The sequence below is a fragment of the Nocardia sp. NPDC058666 genome (assembly GCF_042714895.1).
Classification (GTDB): domain Bacteria; phylum Actinomycetota; class Actinomycetes; order Mycobacteriales; family Mycobacteriaceae; genus Nocardia.
In genome coordinates this window covers 130171-145898 of the sequence record NZ_JBHXRY010000013.1, presented here as the reverse complement: position 1 = coordinate 145898, position 15728 = coordinate 130171, and the positions used below count along the sequence as shown (strand labels likewise).

Sequence of the window (15728 nt, the reverse complement as noted above, 5' to 3'; positions counted from 1 at the left end):
GCCTGTGGATAACTCAGGCACCCGCAGGTGTACGGGGTTCGCGACGCACCCATGCGCCGGGGTCAGCGACCAATTCTCCGATGAAACCCGGCAGTGCGTCGGCAGCGATATCGGCAATCGAAACGTTCTCCAGCACCGCGCGAATATTTACTCGCAGCGCGATCCACACCTGCTGCAACGGTTCCGCCGCACCGGGATATCGCACATCCTCCGGCCGCTGCCCGCGCACCGACGCCAGCGGCGATTCCACCGCGCGGATCACATCGGCCACCGAGATCTCCGCCGCGGGCCGACCCAGCCGATACCCGCCGTCGGGCCCACGCCTGCTCAGCACGAGGTCCGCGCGGCGCAGTTCGGCCAGCACGGTCTCGAGCACTTTCGGGGGGATCTGTGCGGCGGCGGCGATGGCCTCGGACTTGACGACTCCATCGGCCGCGGCGAGTTCGAGCAGCGTTCGCACCGCGTAATCGACCCTGGCGGTGATATGCACAGGTCGAACTTACGCGGTCCCACACGCGGTCAGGACACAGGTAGCCGCGTCGAGCAGGGTCTTCTCGACCACCTCGTCGGTGGCGTCGGGCGTGAGCTCCGAGGACAGCAGTGCCACGCCGAGCACCTCGATGGCCGCGGCCGCGCGCAGCATCGACGCGGTGGTCGGCTCGGGCCCGGCCAGCCATAACCGCAGCTCACGGGTGGGTTCCATCAGATCGGGATAGCGATCGGCGATGGCGTTGACCACCGCGGCGGTATCGCGCACACACAGCGCGCCGGCGTCGCGGTGGCGGATCATGCCGCGCAGATAGGTGCGAAGGACCGCGCGGATCCCCTCGTCGTCGTACGGGACGGCGTCGATGTCCTCGACGATCTCGCGCATGTGATCGATGATCGGATCGATGATCGCCAGCAGCAGATCCAGCTTCGAGGCGTAGTGGTAGTACAGCGACGCCTTCGTGATTCCCACCACATCCGCGACCTCGCGCAGGCTCGTCTGCTCGAAACCTTTGGCGGAGAACAGCGCGACGGCGGCGTCACGAATCGCCTGTTTGGTGCCGCCACCTGCGGTGACGGTATCGGCGATGTCTCGGGCGGGCATGGCGGCAATCCTCCCATGAATGTGCGTTGTACATAAGCAGCCCCAAAAATTGAGGTTGCTCCTCCACTTCCTTCCTCGGTAGTCTACCTACCGCACGGTAGGCAGAAAACGATGTAGTGGAGGCGGGTTCGGCAGGGGCGGCCCGCAAGTGCTGTCTACGAGCCCTATCCCACCCGTTCTTCGCGCTAGGAGCACCCGCGTGTCCGTATACCTGTACAGATGGGGAAAGTTCGCTTTCCGCCGTAAATGGATCGTCTTGCCGGTCTGGCTGTTGCTGTTCGTGATCCTGAGCGGACTCGGCTTCACCCTGGCCAAGCCGATGTCCAACGACTTCAGCATGCCCGAGCTACCGTCGGCCCGCGCCAACGAGATCCTCGACAAGCACTTCGAAGGCATGTCCAAGCAGTTCTCGATGGACGCCGTCACCGGCACCTACGTGCTGGGCGCGCCGGAGGGGCAGAAGCTCACCGACCCGGCCAACCGCGCCGCGATCGACGCGTTCATCGCGAAGCTCAACGAGCTCGACATCGTCGATCACGCCGAAAAGCCGGTCAGCCCGGTCGAACTCACCGACAAGATGGGCTGCCTGAGCAACCCGGACCCGTCGAAGTGCTCGTCCGCGCCGCTGAACGTGTTGAGCCAGACCGCACCCGACACCGTCGGCGTGCTCAGCGTCCCGTTCACCATCCCCACCATCACCGACGTGACCGATGCCCAGCGTGACGCCGCGTTCGACGTCGGCGCGCAGGCCCGCGACGCAGGCCTGACCGTCGAGCTCAGCGGTTCGATCGCGATGAAGCAGGAACAGCCCAGCGGCAAGTCCGAGATGATCGGCATGGGTGTCGCGCTGATCGTGATGGTCGTGGCCTTCGGCGCGCTGGTCGCCGCAGTCGTCCCGATCATCACCGCCATCGTGGGCCTGGGTGCCGCGACCTCGGTGATCATGCTCGGCACGTCGGTGATGGAGGTGCCCAGCTTCACCACCTTCCTGGCCTCGATGATCGGTATCGCGCTGTCGATCGACTACGCGCTGTTCATCGTGTCCCGGTACAAACACGAACTGTCCGTGCGTGATTCGGCCGAAGAAGCCGCCGGAACCGCGCTGGGCACCGCCGGTTCGGCCGTGGTGTTCGCCGGTCTCACCGTCATCATCGCGCTGGGTGCTCTCGGCATCGTCGGCGTGGAGTTCCTGACCTTCATGGGTCTGGGTGGCGCCATCGCGGCGGCGTTCGCGGTGCTCACCGCGGTCACGCTGATGCCCGCGCTGATGGGCGCGTTCGGCAAGTACCTGTTCAAGCCGAAGCTGCCGCTGGTGGCGCAGCACGATCCCGACGACGACACGTCCGTCACCAACGGTCAGCGGTTCGCCAAGCTGATCGCCAAGGCGCCGTGGGTCGCGCTGATCCTGTCGGTGGTCGTGCTCGGCGCGCTGGCCGCACCCGCCGCCGGCCTGAACCTGGGCCTGCCCGGTGACGACAGCATGCCGAAGACCTCCACCATCCGTAAGGCCTACGACCTGCGGACCGAAGGCTTCGGCGAGGGCAGCAACGGCGTGCTCATGGTCGCCGCGGACCTGAGCGCGACACCCGAGGCTGAGCGCGAAGCCGCCGTGGGCGCACTGCGCGCCAAGCTCGAGTCCTACGAGGGCATGGATTACGTCACCGAGCCGCAGTGGAGCGAGAACAAGCAGGGCGCCATGCTCAACGGCGTGCCCAAGTCCGGTCCCAACAACCAGGACACCAAGGATCTGGTCGCCGAGGCACGTGGCGCGGAAGCCGATCTGAACGCGAAGTACGGCATGGCGTACGGCATCACCGGCACCACCGCCATCTACGCCGATGTCGACCATGTGCTGCTCAGCAAGATCGTGCCGTACCTGGCGATCGTGGCCGGTGCCGCGTTCATCCTGCTGATCCTGGTGTTCCGCTCGATCCTGGTCCCGCTCACCGCGGCCCTCGGCTTCCTGCTCTCGATGGCGGCCACCTTCGGTGCGACCGTGCTGATCTTCCAGGAGGGCGCGTTCGGCCTGATCTCCGATCCGCAACCGCTGGTCAGCTTCCTGCCGATCATGTTGATCGGCTTGGTGTTCGGTCTGGCGATGGACTACCAGGTGTTCCTGGTGACCCGCATGCGCGAGGAATTCGTGCACGGTAAGTCGCCGAGGGACGCGATGGTCGCCGGCTACCACCACGGTGCCCGCGTGGTCACCTCCGCGGCGATCATCATGATCTCGGTGTTCGGTTCCTTCATCATGGAAACCGACGTCACCGCGAAGTCGTTCGGTTTCGCGCTGGCCGCCGGTGTGGCGATCGACGCGTTCATCGTGCGCATGGTGATCGTGCCCGCGCTGCTGGTGATCATGGGCAAGTGGTCGTGGTGGATGCCGAAGTGGCTGGACCGCATCGTGCCCGATATCGACGTCGAGGGCGCCAAGCTCGAGCAGTTGCGCGCCGAGAAGACCGTGACGATGGAGAAGCAGCCGGTTCCGGTCAGCTGATTCCTCCAGAGACGACCCCGCAGTCCGCTACCGGATTGCGGGGTCGTCTCGTTTTCAGTGTTCGTGCTGTTCCGGTGCTTGATATCGAGGTTGCCGGGCAGCAGACTCAAGGGTTAGTTCGACCGGAAGATCCGCGCTGCGCACCGATCCTCGAGGAGAACAACCGTGTCCATCTACCTGTACCGGTGGGGTAAGCTCGCGTTCCGCCGCAAATGGATCGTGCTGCCTGTCTGGTTGCTGCTATTCATGGTGCTGGCGGGGTTGGGCTCCTCGTTGCAGAAGCCGATGACCGACGACTTCAGCATGCCGAACCTGCCGTCCGAACGCGCCACCGACATTCTGGACAAGCACTTCCCCGGCATGTCGGAGGCGTTCGCCTTCGACGCGGTGACCGGCACGTATGTCGTTGGCGCCCCCGCCGGGCAGAAGCTCACCGACCCGGCCAACCGCGAGGCGTTGAAAGGGTTGATCGACCGACTCGGCCAACTCGACATCGTCGACCACGCGAAACCCATCGAGGACCCGATCGCCGCCACCGAGGAAATGGGCTGTCTCACAGCACAACCCGACCCCTCCACCTGCAGCGCCGCACCCCTGAACGTGCTGAACAAGACCGCGCCCGACACCGTCGCGTTCTTCAGCGTCCCGTTCACGATCAAGGATTTCGCCGACATCACCGCCGACGAACGCGAAGCCGCCTACAAGGCAGGCGATTCCGCGCGCGCGGCCGGGCTGACCGTCGAGATCAGCGGCACCATCGCCATGGAACAGGAAATGCCCAGCGGCAAGGCCGAATTGATCGGCATGGGCGTGGCGCTGGTGGTGATGATCGTGGCGTTCGGCGCGATCGTGGCCGCGTTCGTGCCGATCATCACCGCGATCGTGGGTCTTGGTGCGGCGACGTCGCTGATCTTCCTGTCCACCTCGTTCGTGTCGGTGCCCAGTTTCACCACGTTCCTGGCCTCGATGATCGGCATCGCACTGTCGATCGACTACGCGCTGTTCATCGTGTCGCGGTACAAACACGAACTGCACGTACAGGATTCACCCGAGGAAGCAGCCGGAACCGCGCTGGGCACGGCGGGTTCGGCGGTGGTGTTCGCGGGCCTGACCGTGATCATCGCGCTGGTCGGGCTCAGCATCGTCGGGGTCAGGTTCCTGACCTTCATGGGCTTGGGTGGCGCGATCGCGGCCGCGTTCGCCGTGCTCACCGCCATCACCCTGATGCCCGCGCTGCTGGGCGCGTTCGGCAAGTACCTGTTCAAGCCGAAGCTGCCGCTGATCGCCCAGCAGGATCCCGAGGACGACAACGTCGTCACCAACGGCACCCGCGTGGCTCGCGTGATCGCCAAGTTCCCGGCGATCACGATGCTGCTGGCCATCCTGGTGCTCGGCCTGCTCGCCGCGCCCGCCCTGAACCTGAACCTCGGCCTGCCCGGCGAGGACAGCCTGCCCAAGACCACCACTGTCCGCAAGGCCTATGACCTGCGCACACAGGGTTTCGGCGAGGGCAGCAACGGTGTGCTGCAGGTGGCCGTCGACCTCAGCGACACGCCCGCCGATCAACGCCCCGCGGCACTGACCGCCCTGCGCGAGAAGCTGCAGTCCTACCCCGACATGGACCTGGTCACCGAGCCTCAGATGAGCAAGGACGGGGCGGGCGCGCTGATCAACGGCATTCCCAAGACCGGCCCCAATGCCCAGTCGACCAAGGATCTGGTGCAGTCCGCGCGCGACGCGGAATCCTCGCTGAACGAGCAGTACAAGATGACGTACGGCATCACCGGCACCACCGCGATCTACGCCGATATCGACCACGTGCTGCTGAGCAAGATCGTGCCGTACATGGCGATCGTGGCGGGCGCGGCATTCATCCTGCTCATCCTGGTATTCCGGTCGATCCTCGTCCCGCTCACCGCCGCACTCGGCTTCCTGCTGTCGATGGCGGCCACGTTCGGCGCGACCGTGCTGATCTTCCAGGAGGGCAAGCTCGGGCTGATCGAAGACCCACACCCGCTGGTCAGCTTCCTACCGATCATGCTGATCGGCTTGGTCTTCGGTCTGGCGATGGACTACCAGGTGTTCCTGGTGACCCGCATGCGCGAGGAATACGTGCACGGCGCCGACCCCACCCAGGCGGTGATCAAGGGCTACCACCACGGCGCGCGCGTGGTGACCTCGGCGGCGATCATCATGATCTCGGTGTTCGGTTCGTTCCTGCTCGAATCCGACCCCACCGCCAAATCCATGGGCTTCGCGCTGGCAGCGGGCGTGGCCCTGGACGCGTTCGTGGTCCGCATGGTGCTCATCCCGGCTTTGCTTGTGCTGCTGGGCAAATGGGCATGGTGGATGCCGAAGTGGCTGGACCGCATCGTGCCCGATATCGACGTCGAGGGCACCCGGTTGTTGGAGATCCAGGCCGAACGACGAGCGATCGCCCCACCGCAAGGCTGAGTTCCGATGGCCGGGGAGCCCAGGTCCCCGGCTATTGACTCGGTTGCGGCACTTGGCATTCCGTCACGCGCGGATTCAACCCGACATAGTTCGCAGGCCCCGCCGCAGCGGTGACCGCGATCGTCGCCCAGTCCGAACACTCCCGCGGCAACTGAGCGAAATGATGCCGCTGGCCAGCAGCAAGCAGCCCCACAGCAACCCAGCCCAACACCAGAAGAACCACAAGCTTTCCCCCGAGCCCGATCCCGGACTTCGCGGGTGGCGGCTGTCGCCCGCGCATAAACATCGTTCCTTCCCGGATTCGGTGTAACCCAGTCTATTACGCGAGACCGACACCGCAGGTCGGACGAGGTGAATACCCGACGACAGATCGCTACCGAGTTCTCCGCGCACCCGCGCACGGTGTCTCGCGGCGAGCGGCGGTGGGTGGGCGGATGCCGTGCCTGATCGCGTTCGCGGCGTGGATCCCGATGGCAAAGTCCTTCAGTCGCTTCAACATAGCTCTATGGTCCGACTTCCGCGCCACCGGGAGAAGTGGCGCATATGACGACTACCGCTAAGATTTAGACATGAGTTCCGTATCCGTGCTGGCCTATGACGGGATGACGGCGTTCGAAACCGGCATCGTCGTCGAGGTGTTCGGCCTGACCTGGTCCGATATCGACCAGCCCTGGTACGACCTGAAGATCTGCACGGAAACCCCCGACCCCATCCGCGTGATCGGCGGCGCGACCCTGACCAGCCCCTACGGCCTCGCGGAGTTCGCCGCGGCCGACACGGTCGTGGTCCCCAGCGTCGCCGACCCCCGCGCACAGACCTCACCGGAATTGATCGATGCGTTGAAGCTGGCGCACAGCAACGGATCCCGGATCGTGTCGATCTGTTCGGGCGCCTTCGCGCTGGCCGCCGCAGGCCTGCTCGACGGCCGCCGAGCCACCACCCACTGGCGCTACGCCGACCTGCTGCGTCAGCGCTACCCCCTGGTCGAGGTCGACCCGGAACCCCTCTACACCGACGAAGGCGACATCCTCACCAGCGCGGGCTGCGCCGCGGGCCTCGACCTGGCCCTGCACCTGGTCCGCACCGACCTGGGCGCGGCCGTGACCAACGCCGTCGCCCGCCGCCTGGTCATCCAACCCCACCGCACCGGCGGCCAAGCCCAATACATCGAGTCCCCGCTACCCCCCGAACCCCTCGACGCCCCCATCGCCCGCAGCCTCTCCTGGGCCCTGGAACACCTCGCCGACCCCCTCGGCATACCGGACCTGGCTCGCGTGGCAGGCCTGTCCCCCCGCACCTACCTGCGCCACTTCACCCGCGAAACCGGCTCCACCCCCAGCAAATGGCTCACCGCCCAACGCATCCAAGCCGCCCTGGCAATGCTGGAAACCACCGACGCCCCCATCGAGGAAATAGCCACCGCCGCCGGCTTCGCCACTCCGGTCACCTTCCGCCACCATTTCGCGAAGGCGGTCCGCACCTCCCCGTCGGCCTACCGCCGCACCTTTCAGACAAGAAAAAGCCCCTCACCTGCGTGAACAAGTGAGGGGCTCTTGGCGGTGGCGGAGGGATTTGAACCCTCGGAGGGGGGTTACCCCTCACACGCTTTCGAGGCGTGCTCCTTAGGCCGCTCGGACACGCCACCGCCGACTACGGTACCGGAATGGGTCGGGGATTGTTAAATCGGCTGGTCAGCGTTGGTTTTTGAAGAAGGTGTCGAGCAGGGTCACGCAGTCTTGTTCGAGGATGCCGCCGCGGACCTGGGGGCGGTGGTTGAGGCGGCGGTCGCGCACCACGTCCCACAGGGAGCCGACGGCGCCGGTTTTGGGTTCCCAGGCACCGAACACGACCTTGCCGACGCGGGCCAGGACCAACGCGCCCGCGCACATGGTGCACGGTTCGAGGGTGACGGCCAGGGTCGCGTCTTCCAGGCGCCAGCCGTCGCCGTGGACCGCGGCGGCTTTGCGGAGGGCCAGGACCTCGGCGTGGGCGGTGGGGTCGCCCATTGCTTCTCTGGCGTTGGTGGCGCGGGCCAGTTCGCGGCCGTGGGCGTCGAAGACGACGGCGCCGACCGGCACATCGCGCGGGTCGGCGTCGGCTGCGGCCGCCAGGGCGGCGCGCATCATGTCTTCGTCAGATTTCACCTGGGCAATTTGTCCAGGGCCGCGGCGAATTCGTCGGCGAAACCGAGGCGCTGGGCGATCATGCCGAGCTGCTCGTCGGGGTAGAGATCGGTCTCGGCGATGATCACACTGAGCACCGGCTCGGGCAGGCCCAGATCGGCCAGCACACCGAGGTCGCCCTCTTCCCACGGTTCGACATCGTCGAGGTCGTCGGGGTCGATATCGGGGATCTCGACATTGAGCGCGTCGAGAACATCGGCGGCCAGGTCGTAGTCGATCGCGGCGGTGGCGTCGGAAACCAGCAGACGGGTGCCACTGGGCGCGGGACGCAACACCACGAAGAACTCATCGTCGACGTCGATCATCCCGAATACCGCGCCTGAGCTGCGCAAACTCTTCAGTTCGGTCTCGGCGGCGGAAAGGTCGTGCAAGGCTTCGTTGCTCAGCGGGCTGACCCGCCACGTGCCTTCTTCGCGGACCACGGCCACTGCGAACCCTTCGACGTCGAAGTCGTCATCCGACGTCGCCCTGTTCGTGCCCGAGCGCTGTGCTGCCATGAACCAAACGGTAGTCTGTCCGACCCCTAATGATGAACTCGTGTGCCAATCTGTTCGCATGAAAATCGACCAGCGTGGGGCTGTCTGCGTCCTGGGAACCGGCCTGATCGGTGGTTCGCTGCTGCGCGGGGCCGTGGGGGCAGGATATGCGGCGTTCGGGTACAACCGGTCGGAATCGGGGGTGGTCGCGGCGCGCGCGGACGGATTCGATGTGTCGGGGGACCTGGTCGAGGTGCTGCGCCGGGCCGCGGAAGTGGACGCGTTGGTGGTGATCGCGGTGCCGATGCCTGCGGTGGATTTCGTGCTGGGCGAGATCGCCGCGCATGCGTCCGGGTGTGCGCTGACCGATGTGGTGAGTGTGAAGGGGCCGGTGTTGGACGCGGTGCGTGAGCATGGGCTCGAGGGGTTGTATGTGGGTGGGCATCCGATGGCCGGTACTTCCGAATCAGGGTGGGCTGCAACAGATTCCACGCTGTTTCGCGGTGCTGTGTGGGCTGTCGGGGTAGACGAGGGTACACGGGTGGAACCGTGGTCGCGGGTGGTGCGGCTGGCTTTGGATTGTGGGTCTGTGGTGGTTCCGGTGGTTGCGTCCGAGCATGATCAGGCGGTCGCTCGGATCTCGCATCTGCCGCATGTGTTGGCGGAAACGTTGGCCGCGTCGGGGGCCGCTGGTGGGAAGTTGGCGCTCGGTCTGGCGGCTGGGTCTTTCCGCGATGGGACTCGTGTGGCGGGTACCGCGCCCGACCTCGTGCGGGCTATTTGCGAACCGAACGCGACCGCGTTGGGGCGGGTGCTCGACGAGGCGATCGAGACACTGGTCACTGCGCGGGAATCCCTGCGTGCGCAGGGGTCGCTGCGCGGGGTTGTCGAGACGGGTTATCGCGGGCGCACCGCTTATGACGAGCGTGCGAGCTGGGATATCACGGGTGTCGTCCCAGGGTCGGACGATTGGCTGGGCGAACTGCAACGCGCAGGTCGCGACGGTGGAGTGCTACGCGCGATCTGAACTCGCCTGCGGTCGGGCCGCGACGCGGGATGTCGGCATTCGGCCGATTGTGCAGCGTGGCTGTATCGCCTTGTGCGCGAACCGCTTCGAGATCAGACGCGCTCGGCCAACCCCGGGTAGTCCAGGACGAAACCTTCCGGATCGACCTTCAGCGTCGCGCTCGACACCGGCGACAGGACGTTGATCCCGTCGGCCGCGCTCGAGTAGGTCAGCTCGGCTTCCTGCACCAACAGGTCGGGCAGCCGCACGTAGACCACCGGGACCTGCACGTCGCCGACGGCGTTCTGCAGGCTGAACCGGCGAATCGGCAGCGTGTTGAAGAACGGGCTCAGCACCACGTCGACATCGAGCGCGCCGCCGAAAGTGGAGCGCACGTGCGTGCCGCCGGCGTCGACGAGCCAGTAGTTCTCGTCATCGCGCGAAATCGAGGCGTGACGTTCACCGGCCGCGGTGGTGGTGCGCAGCGACAGCCGACGCGTAGCGCCCGCTTCATCGGTGACCAGGTCGTACGACGCGCTGAACGCCGGGTGTTCGTCGCCGGCGCTGCCGATCAATCGCCCGGCTGCCCTGATCCGATTGCCGTTCAGCGTCACGCGCACCGATTCCATGCGGGTGTTGTCGTGGGCACGCCAGGTGAGCACCGAAGGCCACCGCGACGGCGGTTTGATCTCGGTGGGGCCGTCGGCCGGGCCCGGGGCTGGGGTCGTCACCTCTCTACGGTAAGCGACACCGGCCCCGGCGCTACACAACACGGGCGCTTCACACCAGCGAATCCCGCCACGCCGCGTGCAATCCGGCGAAGCGTCCCTGGCCGGCGATCAACTCGGCGGGCGAACCGTCTTCGACGATCCGGCCGCCGTGCAGCACCAGCACCCGGTCGGCAATGGCCACCGTCGACAGTCGGTGCGCGATGATCACGGCCGTGCGGTCGCGTAACAGGGTCTCGAGCGCGTGCTGAACCAGCCGCTCACCGGGGATATCCAGGCTGGAGGTGGCCTCGTCGAGCACGATCACCGCCGGATCGGCCAGGAACACCCGCGCGAACGCCACCAACTGCCGCTGCCCCGCCGAGAGTCTGCCGCCACGGGTTCGCACGTCGGTGTCGTACCCGTCGGGCAGCCCGCGCACGAACGCGTCCAACCCCACCGCCCGCGCGGCCGCGGTGACGTCGGCGTCGGTCGCGTCGGGCCTGCCGAGGCGGATGTTGTCGGCGATGGTGCCCGAGAACAGGTAGGCCTCCTGCGTGACCATCACCACGTGCCTGCGTAACTCGGCGTCGGCCAGCTCGCGCAGATCCACACCGTCGAGCGTGATGACGCCGCCGCTGGGGTCGTAGAACCGGGTGAGCAGTTTCGCCAACGTCGACTTGCCCGCACCGGTCGCACCGACCAGCGCGATCACCTGCCCGGCCGGAATCTCCAGGTCGAATTCGGGCAGCACCTCGGTGGCGTTGTAGCCGAACCAGACCTTGTCCATGCGCACCGCACCGGTCGCGCGTTCCAGCTCGACCGGGTGCTCGGGTTCGGCGACAGCCGGTTCTTCCTCGAGCACACCGGAGATCTTCTCCAGCGCCGCCGCGGCGGATTGGTAGGAGTTGAACACCTGCGCGAGTTCGTCCAGCGGTCCGTAGAACTGGTCGAGGTACAGCAGGTACGCGGCCAGCACACCGATCGCGAGGTTGCCCTCCATCACCTGCCAGGCGCCGACCAGCAGCACGACGACGGTGGTGGCCTTGCCGACGAAGTTCGTCAGCCCGACGTAGTCGCCCATCCCACGGATCGCGGTGATGACCGCCCGCCGGTACTCGGCGTCCTCGACATCGAGCACATCGGAGTTGCGCTGTTCGCGACGAAACGCCTGCACCGCGCGCATACCGCTCATCGATTCGACGAACTGCACGACCACCCGCGCGATCGCGCCACGCGACCGTCGGTAGCCGGCCCGTTGACGCCGCTGCGCCCACCGGGTGACCAACACCAGCGGCACGAACCCCAGCAGCACGATCGCGGCGAGCAGCGGGTCGAGCCAGATCAGCAGCGCCGCGATGGTCACCACAGAGATCACCGCGCTCAACGCCTGATTCAGCGCACCCTCGAGCAGCTTGTGCAGGGAGTCGATATCGCTGGTGAGTCGGGTGACGACCTTGCCCGAGGTGTAGTTCTCGTGGAACGACACACTCAACCGCTGGGTGTGCTGGAACGCCCGCACCCGCAGGTCGAACAGCACCCGCTGACTCAGCGATCCCGAAGCCCGCAGGAACACGAACGTCGTAACCCCCGACAGCAGTGTCACCGCGACGAAACCGCCGACCGTGGTGATCATCGGGGTCCAATTGCCTTGGCGGCCTTGGCTGATCCCGCGATCGAGCCCGTAGGCGATGAACAGCGGGAGCGATACTTTCGCGGCGTTGTCGAGCAGGATCAGCAGGAATGTGAAGATCGCCTGCTTGCGGTAGGGCCGCACCAGATCCAGCAGCAGTCGGCGAGATCGCGCGGCCAACACCAGGTTTCCGGTGCCGGTGACGGTATCGTCTTCCTTCGCGATGCCACGCCAGTCGGCTTCCAGGTCCGCATCCGGTTGCGGCACAGCGGTTTCCGATGTCACGGTGCTCATGCCTGCCCTCCCATCAATTCGCGGTAGTGACTGCTGGTGCGCAACAACTTCTCGTGTGGCCCTTCGGCGACGATCCGCCCGTCGACCAGCAGGGCAACGCGGTCGGCCAGTGCCGCGGTGGACGGGCGATGCGCGACCAACAGCGTGGTGGCGCCGGACAGCACCGAACGCAGCCGTTCCTGCACTCGCTCTTCGGTTTCCACGTCCAATGCCGAGAGCGGATCGTCGAGGACCATGATGCGGCCGGTGGGTTCGGTGTCGCCGGTGAGCACGGCCCGCGCCAGTGCCAGCCGCTGGCGCTGCCCGCCGGACAGACTCATCCCCTGCTCGCCGATCCGAGTGTCCAGGCCCCACGGCAACGCGTCGACGAATTCGCTGGCCTGGGCGATGTCGAGTGCTTGCCGCACGTCGTCATCGGTGGCGTGCGGGTCGCCCAGCGCCACGTTCTCGCGCACACTGGCCGAAAACAGCACCGGCTCTTCGAAAGCCACCGTCACCACCCGGCGCAGCTCGGCTAATCGCAGGGTGGCGATGTCGATCCCGTCGATGGTGATGCTGCCGTCGGTCACGTCGTGCAGCCGAGGGATCAGCTCGAGCAGCGCCGTCTTGCCGCTCCCCGTCGCACCGACTAGCGCGACAGTCTCGCCTGGCCTGATCCGCAGCGAAACCCCTTCCAGCACAGCCTTTTCCTGCCCATCGCCGGTAACCGGGTAGGCGAAGCGGACACCATCGATGACGAGTTCACCGCGCAACTGGGTCGGCAAAACGGCCGGCTTCGGCGGGTCGGTGATATCCAGTGGCGTGTCGATGATTTCCCAGAACCGATCCGCGGCGGTGCGCGCCTCGAACAGTTCCGCGAGCAGGAAACCCAGCCAGATGATCGGCCACTGCAGAAACGTCGCCAGCGCGATACTGGCGACCAGCGTGCCCATCGTCATCGACCCCTGCACCACCGCGTAACCGCCCACACCCAGCGACAACGCGATCGAGATGGTCGGCAAGGTCACCAACGCCGCCCACAGCGTGGCGTCCAAGCGGACTTTCACCATCTCGGTGCGTTGCAGTTCGCGCGACAGTGCGGTGAATCGCGCACCGAAGAACCGTCCACGACCCAGTGCCTTGAGTACACGCACGCCCTGCGCCGATTCCTGCGCGATGGTGGCGAGGTCGCCGGACTGGTCTTGGGAACGCCGCGACGCGGTCTCGAACCGGCGCACGAAGCGCGCGCAGAACAGGGTGAGCGGCAGCGAGGTGACCGTGAAGATCAGTCCCACTTGCCAATTCATCGAGAACAACACGATGAGGCCGGTCGGCATGATCACGCTGTTGACGATCAGGAACGGGCCGACGAACGCGACGAACTGACCCATCACCACCAGATCGTCGATGGCGCGCGACAGCAGCTGACCCGACTGCCAGCCGTCATGCCGTCCGATCGACAGGGCTTGCAGTTTCGCGAACAGCTTTGCGCGCATGGTGGTTTCGAAGGTCACCGCGGGCTTGGACACCAGCCAACGCCTGCCCCACATCCCGAACGATTCCAGCGATCCGAGCAGGAAAACCAACCCCACCGGCAGCAGCAGGCCCGCGAAATCGCGTCGCGCGATCGGCCCGTCGATCACCCGCGCGATCACCAACGGAATCGCGATCGCCGTGCTCGCGGTGACGATCGCCAACAGGTTCGCCGCGATCAACGGCACTCGAAACGGCCGCAGGAACGGCAGAAATCGCCACAGCGGCCGCATTCCCCCACCCGACCGCGGCACACGCCGCTGAGTTCTGTCGGCCTCCGATTCGGCGGCCGCCAACTCTGATGTGACAGACAAAACTCCCCCTTGATGCCCGGCTGGCTGGTTGATTTCCGGAACGGACCCAAGATGATGTTCGCACCAGGGTCCGACAAGTTCGGTCCTTCTACAGTCCCAGAGCACCCCCACCCCCGGCCACCGAATTTTCCAGCTCGTTTGCGGCCGTTCGGGGCGATCGGCCGCCCCGATACAATGCGACGCAGGCGCGAGTGGCGCTCCAACCAACACAGGAGTCTCGTTGTCGAGGATGGTCGGGTTGTTCGCCGGGATCGGCGGGCTCGAACTCGGCCTGAGCAGGCACGGTTGGTCCTCGGAGTTGCTGTGCGAGATCGACCCCGGCGCGCAGGGGGTACTTGCGGCGCGCTTCCCCGACACCGACCTGCACGGCGACATCACCCGCCTGCGTTCGCTGCCCGCCGGGACCGAGCTCGTCGCGGCGGGCTTTCCCTGCCAGGACCTTTCGCAAGCAGGCCGCACCGCAGGCATCACCGGACGGCGATCCGGGCTGGTGGACGAGGTCTTTCGGCTCGTGCGCAGGCAGCGTGGACCGCGGTGGTTGTTGATCGAGAACGTGCCGTTCATGCTGCAGCTGGGGCGCGGTGCGGCCATGCGCCACATCACCGAAGCGCTCGAGGACCTCGGGTATATGTGGGCGTACCGGGTCGTTGACGGGCGCGCGTTCGGTTTGCCGCAGCGACGTCAGCGGGTGCTGATGTTGGCCTCGCGCACCGAAGATCCGCGCCAGGTCCTGTTCGGCGACGACGCGGGGCCGCGCGACTACGGCGACCCCGACTGCGACCCGTGCGGCTTCTACTGGACCGAAGGTGTGCGCGGCCTGGGCTGGGCGGTGAACGCGGTGCCAACCCTCAAGGGAGGTTCCGGTCTCGGCATCGCCAGCCCGCCCGCTGTCCGACTGCCCGCGGGCGAGATCGTGACACCCGGCATCACCGACGGCGAACGATTACAGGGCTTCGACATCGACTGGACCGCCCCCGCCCTGGACGTACCGGGCGTGCGCCACGGCCATCGCTGGAAACTGGTCGGCAACGCGGTGAGCGTCCGCATGGCGAACTGGGTCGGCGAACGCCTGGCCGCCCCTTCCGACCCCCTCACCCTCGGCGAGCCGATGGATCCGGGCCAACCCTGGCCCAGCGCCGCATGGGGCCACGCGGGCGTCATCCACCGAGTGCCGCTGTCGACCTGGCCGGTTTACGAACCCTACGAAGACCTCAAAAACTTCCTCACCGACCCTCGCCTGCTCTCCCCCCGAGCCACCGCCGGCTTCCTCCGCCGCACCTCGATGGGAAATCTCCGCTTTCCACCGGGTTTCCTCGACGACGTCCGCGATCACCTCGACCGCATGGGCGGCTGGGCGGCATGAGCGCCCGGCGGGCTGACGACCGGGAATCACCCGGGCGAACTCCCGCGCAGGGCTCGACCTCTGCTCCGGCCCCGGCCGACTCTGGTTCGCCCCCGGCCCAGTCTGCTCCGACCCCGGCCCACTCTGCTCCGACCCCGGCCGACTCTGCTCCGCCTCCGACCGACTCTGGTTCGCCTCCGCCCGACTCTGGTTCGCC

At 66.6% G+C, this 15728-nt stretch carries 12 protein-coding genes and 1 tRNA gene; 5 read left to right on the top strand and 8 right to left on the bottom strand.

Going from position 1 to position 15728, the window contains the following annotated elements; translation table 11 throughout:
- Window positions 1–13: 13 nt before the first annotated feature.
- Window positions 14–490, bottom strand: a complete 477-nt coding sequence (locus ACFWVD_RS23945; RefSeq protein ID WP_379246309.1) for an RrF2 family transcriptional regulator — start codon at window positions 488–490, stop codon at window positions 14–16.
- A gap of 9 nt (window positions 491–499) precedes the next feature.
- Window positions 500–1093, bottom strand: coding sequence for a TetR/AcrR family transcriptional regulator (locus ACFWVD_RS23940; RefSeq protein WP_379246307.1), 594 nt, complete (start codon window positions 1091–1093; stop codon window positions 500–502).
- 199 nt (window positions 1094–1292) lie between these two features.
- Between ACFWVD_RS23940 and ACFWVD_RS23935 the strand changes: the two genes are divergently transcribed.
- The 3 genes from ACFWVD_RS23935 to ACFWVD_RS23925 all read left to right on the top strand — a co-directional run bounded on the left by ACFWVD_RS23935 (window position 1293) and on the right by ACFWVD_RS23925 (window position 7582).
- Window positions 1293–3590: an MMPL family transporter gene (locus ACFWVD_RS23935; protein WP_379246305.1), complete on the top strand. Its 2298-nt coding sequence runs from the start codon at window positions 1293–1295 to the stop codon at window positions 3588–3590.
- 165 nt (window positions 3591–3755) lie between these two features.
- A complete protein-coding gene (locus ACFWVD_RS23930) occupies window positions 3756–6044 on the top strand; it encodes an MMPL family transporter (RefSeq protein ID WP_379246303.1) in 2289 nt (762 codons plus the stop codon).
- 569 nt (window positions 6045–6613) lie between these two features.
- On the top strand, window positions 6614–7582 hold the full coding sequence (locus ACFWVD_RS23925; RefSeq protein WP_379246301.1) for a GlxA family transcriptional regulator: 969 nt from the start codon (window positions 6614–6616) through the stop codon (window positions 7580–7582).
- Window positions 7583–7598: 16 nt separating this feature from the next.
- On the opposite strand, the gene ACFWVD_RS23920 is transcribed toward ACFWVD_RS23925, so the two are convergent.
- From ACFWVD_RS23920 to ACFWVD_RS23910, 3 genes are all read right to left on the bottom strand, one after another.
- Window positions 7599–7689 (bottom strand) — tRNA-Ser (locus tag ACFWVD_RS23920).
- Window positions 7690–7735: 46 nt separating this feature from the next.
- Window positions 7736–8188 carry a nucleoside deaminase gene (locus ACFWVD_RS23915; RefSeq protein ID WP_379246299.1) on the bottom strand — a complete coding sequence of 151 codons (453 nt, stop codon included), beginning with the start codon at window positions 8186–8188 and terminating at the stop codon, window positions 7736–7738.
- Window positions 8185–8724: a tRNA adenosine deaminase-associated protein gene (locus ACFWVD_RS23910; RefSeq protein WP_379246297.1), complete on the bottom strand. Its 540-nt coding sequence runs from the start codon at window positions 8722–8724 to the stop codon at window positions 8185–8187. The genes ACFWVD_RS23915 and ACFWVD_RS23910 overlap by 4 nt, the downstream gene beginning before the upstream one ends.
- 58 nt (window positions 8725–8782) lie before the next feature.
- On the opposite strand from ACFWVD_RS23910, the gene ACFWVD_RS23905 reads away from it, so the two are divergent.
- Window positions 8783–9730: a prephenate dehydrogenase gene (locus tag ACFWVD_RS23905; RefSeq protein ID WP_379246295.1), complete on the top strand. Its 948-nt coding sequence runs from the start codon at window positions 8783–8785 to the stop codon at window positions 9728–9730.
- Window positions 9731–9822: 92 nt separating this feature from the next.
- On the opposite strand, the gene ACFWVD_RS23900 is transcribed toward ACFWVD_RS23905, so the two are convergent.
- From ACFWVD_RS23900 to ACFWVD_RS23890, 3 genes are read right to left on the bottom strand one after another with little or no spacing between them, the layout of a single operon-like run.
- A complete protein-coding gene (locus ACFWVD_RS23900) occupies window positions 9823–10440 on the bottom strand; it encodes a putative glycolipid-binding domain-containing protein (protein WP_379246293.1) in 618 nt (205 codons plus the stop codon).
- A 49-nt stretch (window positions 10441–10489) separates the two neighbouring features.
- A complete protein-coding gene (locus ACFWVD_RS23895; RefSeq protein ID WP_379246291.1) occupies window positions 10490–12343 on the bottom strand; it encodes an ABC transporter ATP-binding protein in 1854 nt (617 codons plus the stop codon).
- Window positions 12340–14088: an ABC transporter ATP-binding protein gene (locus tag ACFWVD_RS23890; RefSeq protein WP_379246370.1), complete on the bottom strand. Its 1749-nt coding sequence runs from the start codon at window positions 14086–14088 to the stop codon at window positions 12340–12342. The genes ACFWVD_RS23895 and ACFWVD_RS23890 overlap by 4 nt, the downstream gene beginning before the upstream one ends.
- A 310-nt stretch (window positions 14089–14398) precedes the next feature.
- On the opposite strand from ACFWVD_RS23890, the gene ACFWVD_RS23885 reads away from it, so the two are divergent.
- Window positions 14399–15532 (top strand): DNA cytosine methyltransferase, encoded by a 1134-nt coding sequence (locus ACFWVD_RS23885; protein ID WP_379246368.1) that lies wholly within the window; start codon window positions 14399–14401, stop codon window positions 15530–15532.
- The last annotated feature ends 196 nt before the right edge of the window (window positions 15533–15728 follow it).

Excerpts from the sequence above, each read along its gene's own strand:
- ACFWVD_RS23925 (WP_379246301.1), top strand. The coding sequence starts at position 6,614 with ATGAGTTCCGTATCCGTGCTGGCCTATGACGGGATGACGGCGTTCGAA.
- ACFWVD_RS23890 (WP_379246370.1), bottom strand. The coding sequence starts at position 14,088 with ATGCGGCCGCTGTGGCGATTTCTGCCGTTCCTGCGGCCGTTTCGAGTG.
- ACFWVD_RS23905 (WP_379246295.1), top strand. The coding sequence starts at position 8,783 with ATGAAAATCGACCAGCGTGGGGCTGTCTGCGTCCTGGGAACCGGCCTG.
- ACFWVD_RS23940 (WP_379246307.1), bottom strand. The coding sequence starts at position 1,093 with ATGCCCGCCCGAGACATCGCCGATACCGTCACCGCAGGTGGCGGCACC.
- ACFWVD_RS23885 (WP_379246368.1), top strand. The coding sequence starts at position 14,399 with ATGGTCGGGTTGTTCGCCGGGATCGGCGGGCTCGAACTCGGCCTGAGC.
- ACFWVD_RS23895 (WP_379246291.1), bottom strand. The coding sequence starts at position 12,343 with ATGAGCACCGTGACATCGGAAACCGCTGTGCCGCAACCGGATGCGGAC.
- ACFWVD_RS23910 (WP_379246297.1), bottom strand. The coding sequence starts at position 8,724 with ATGGCAGCACAGCGCTCGGGCACGAACAGGGCGACGTCGGATGACGAC.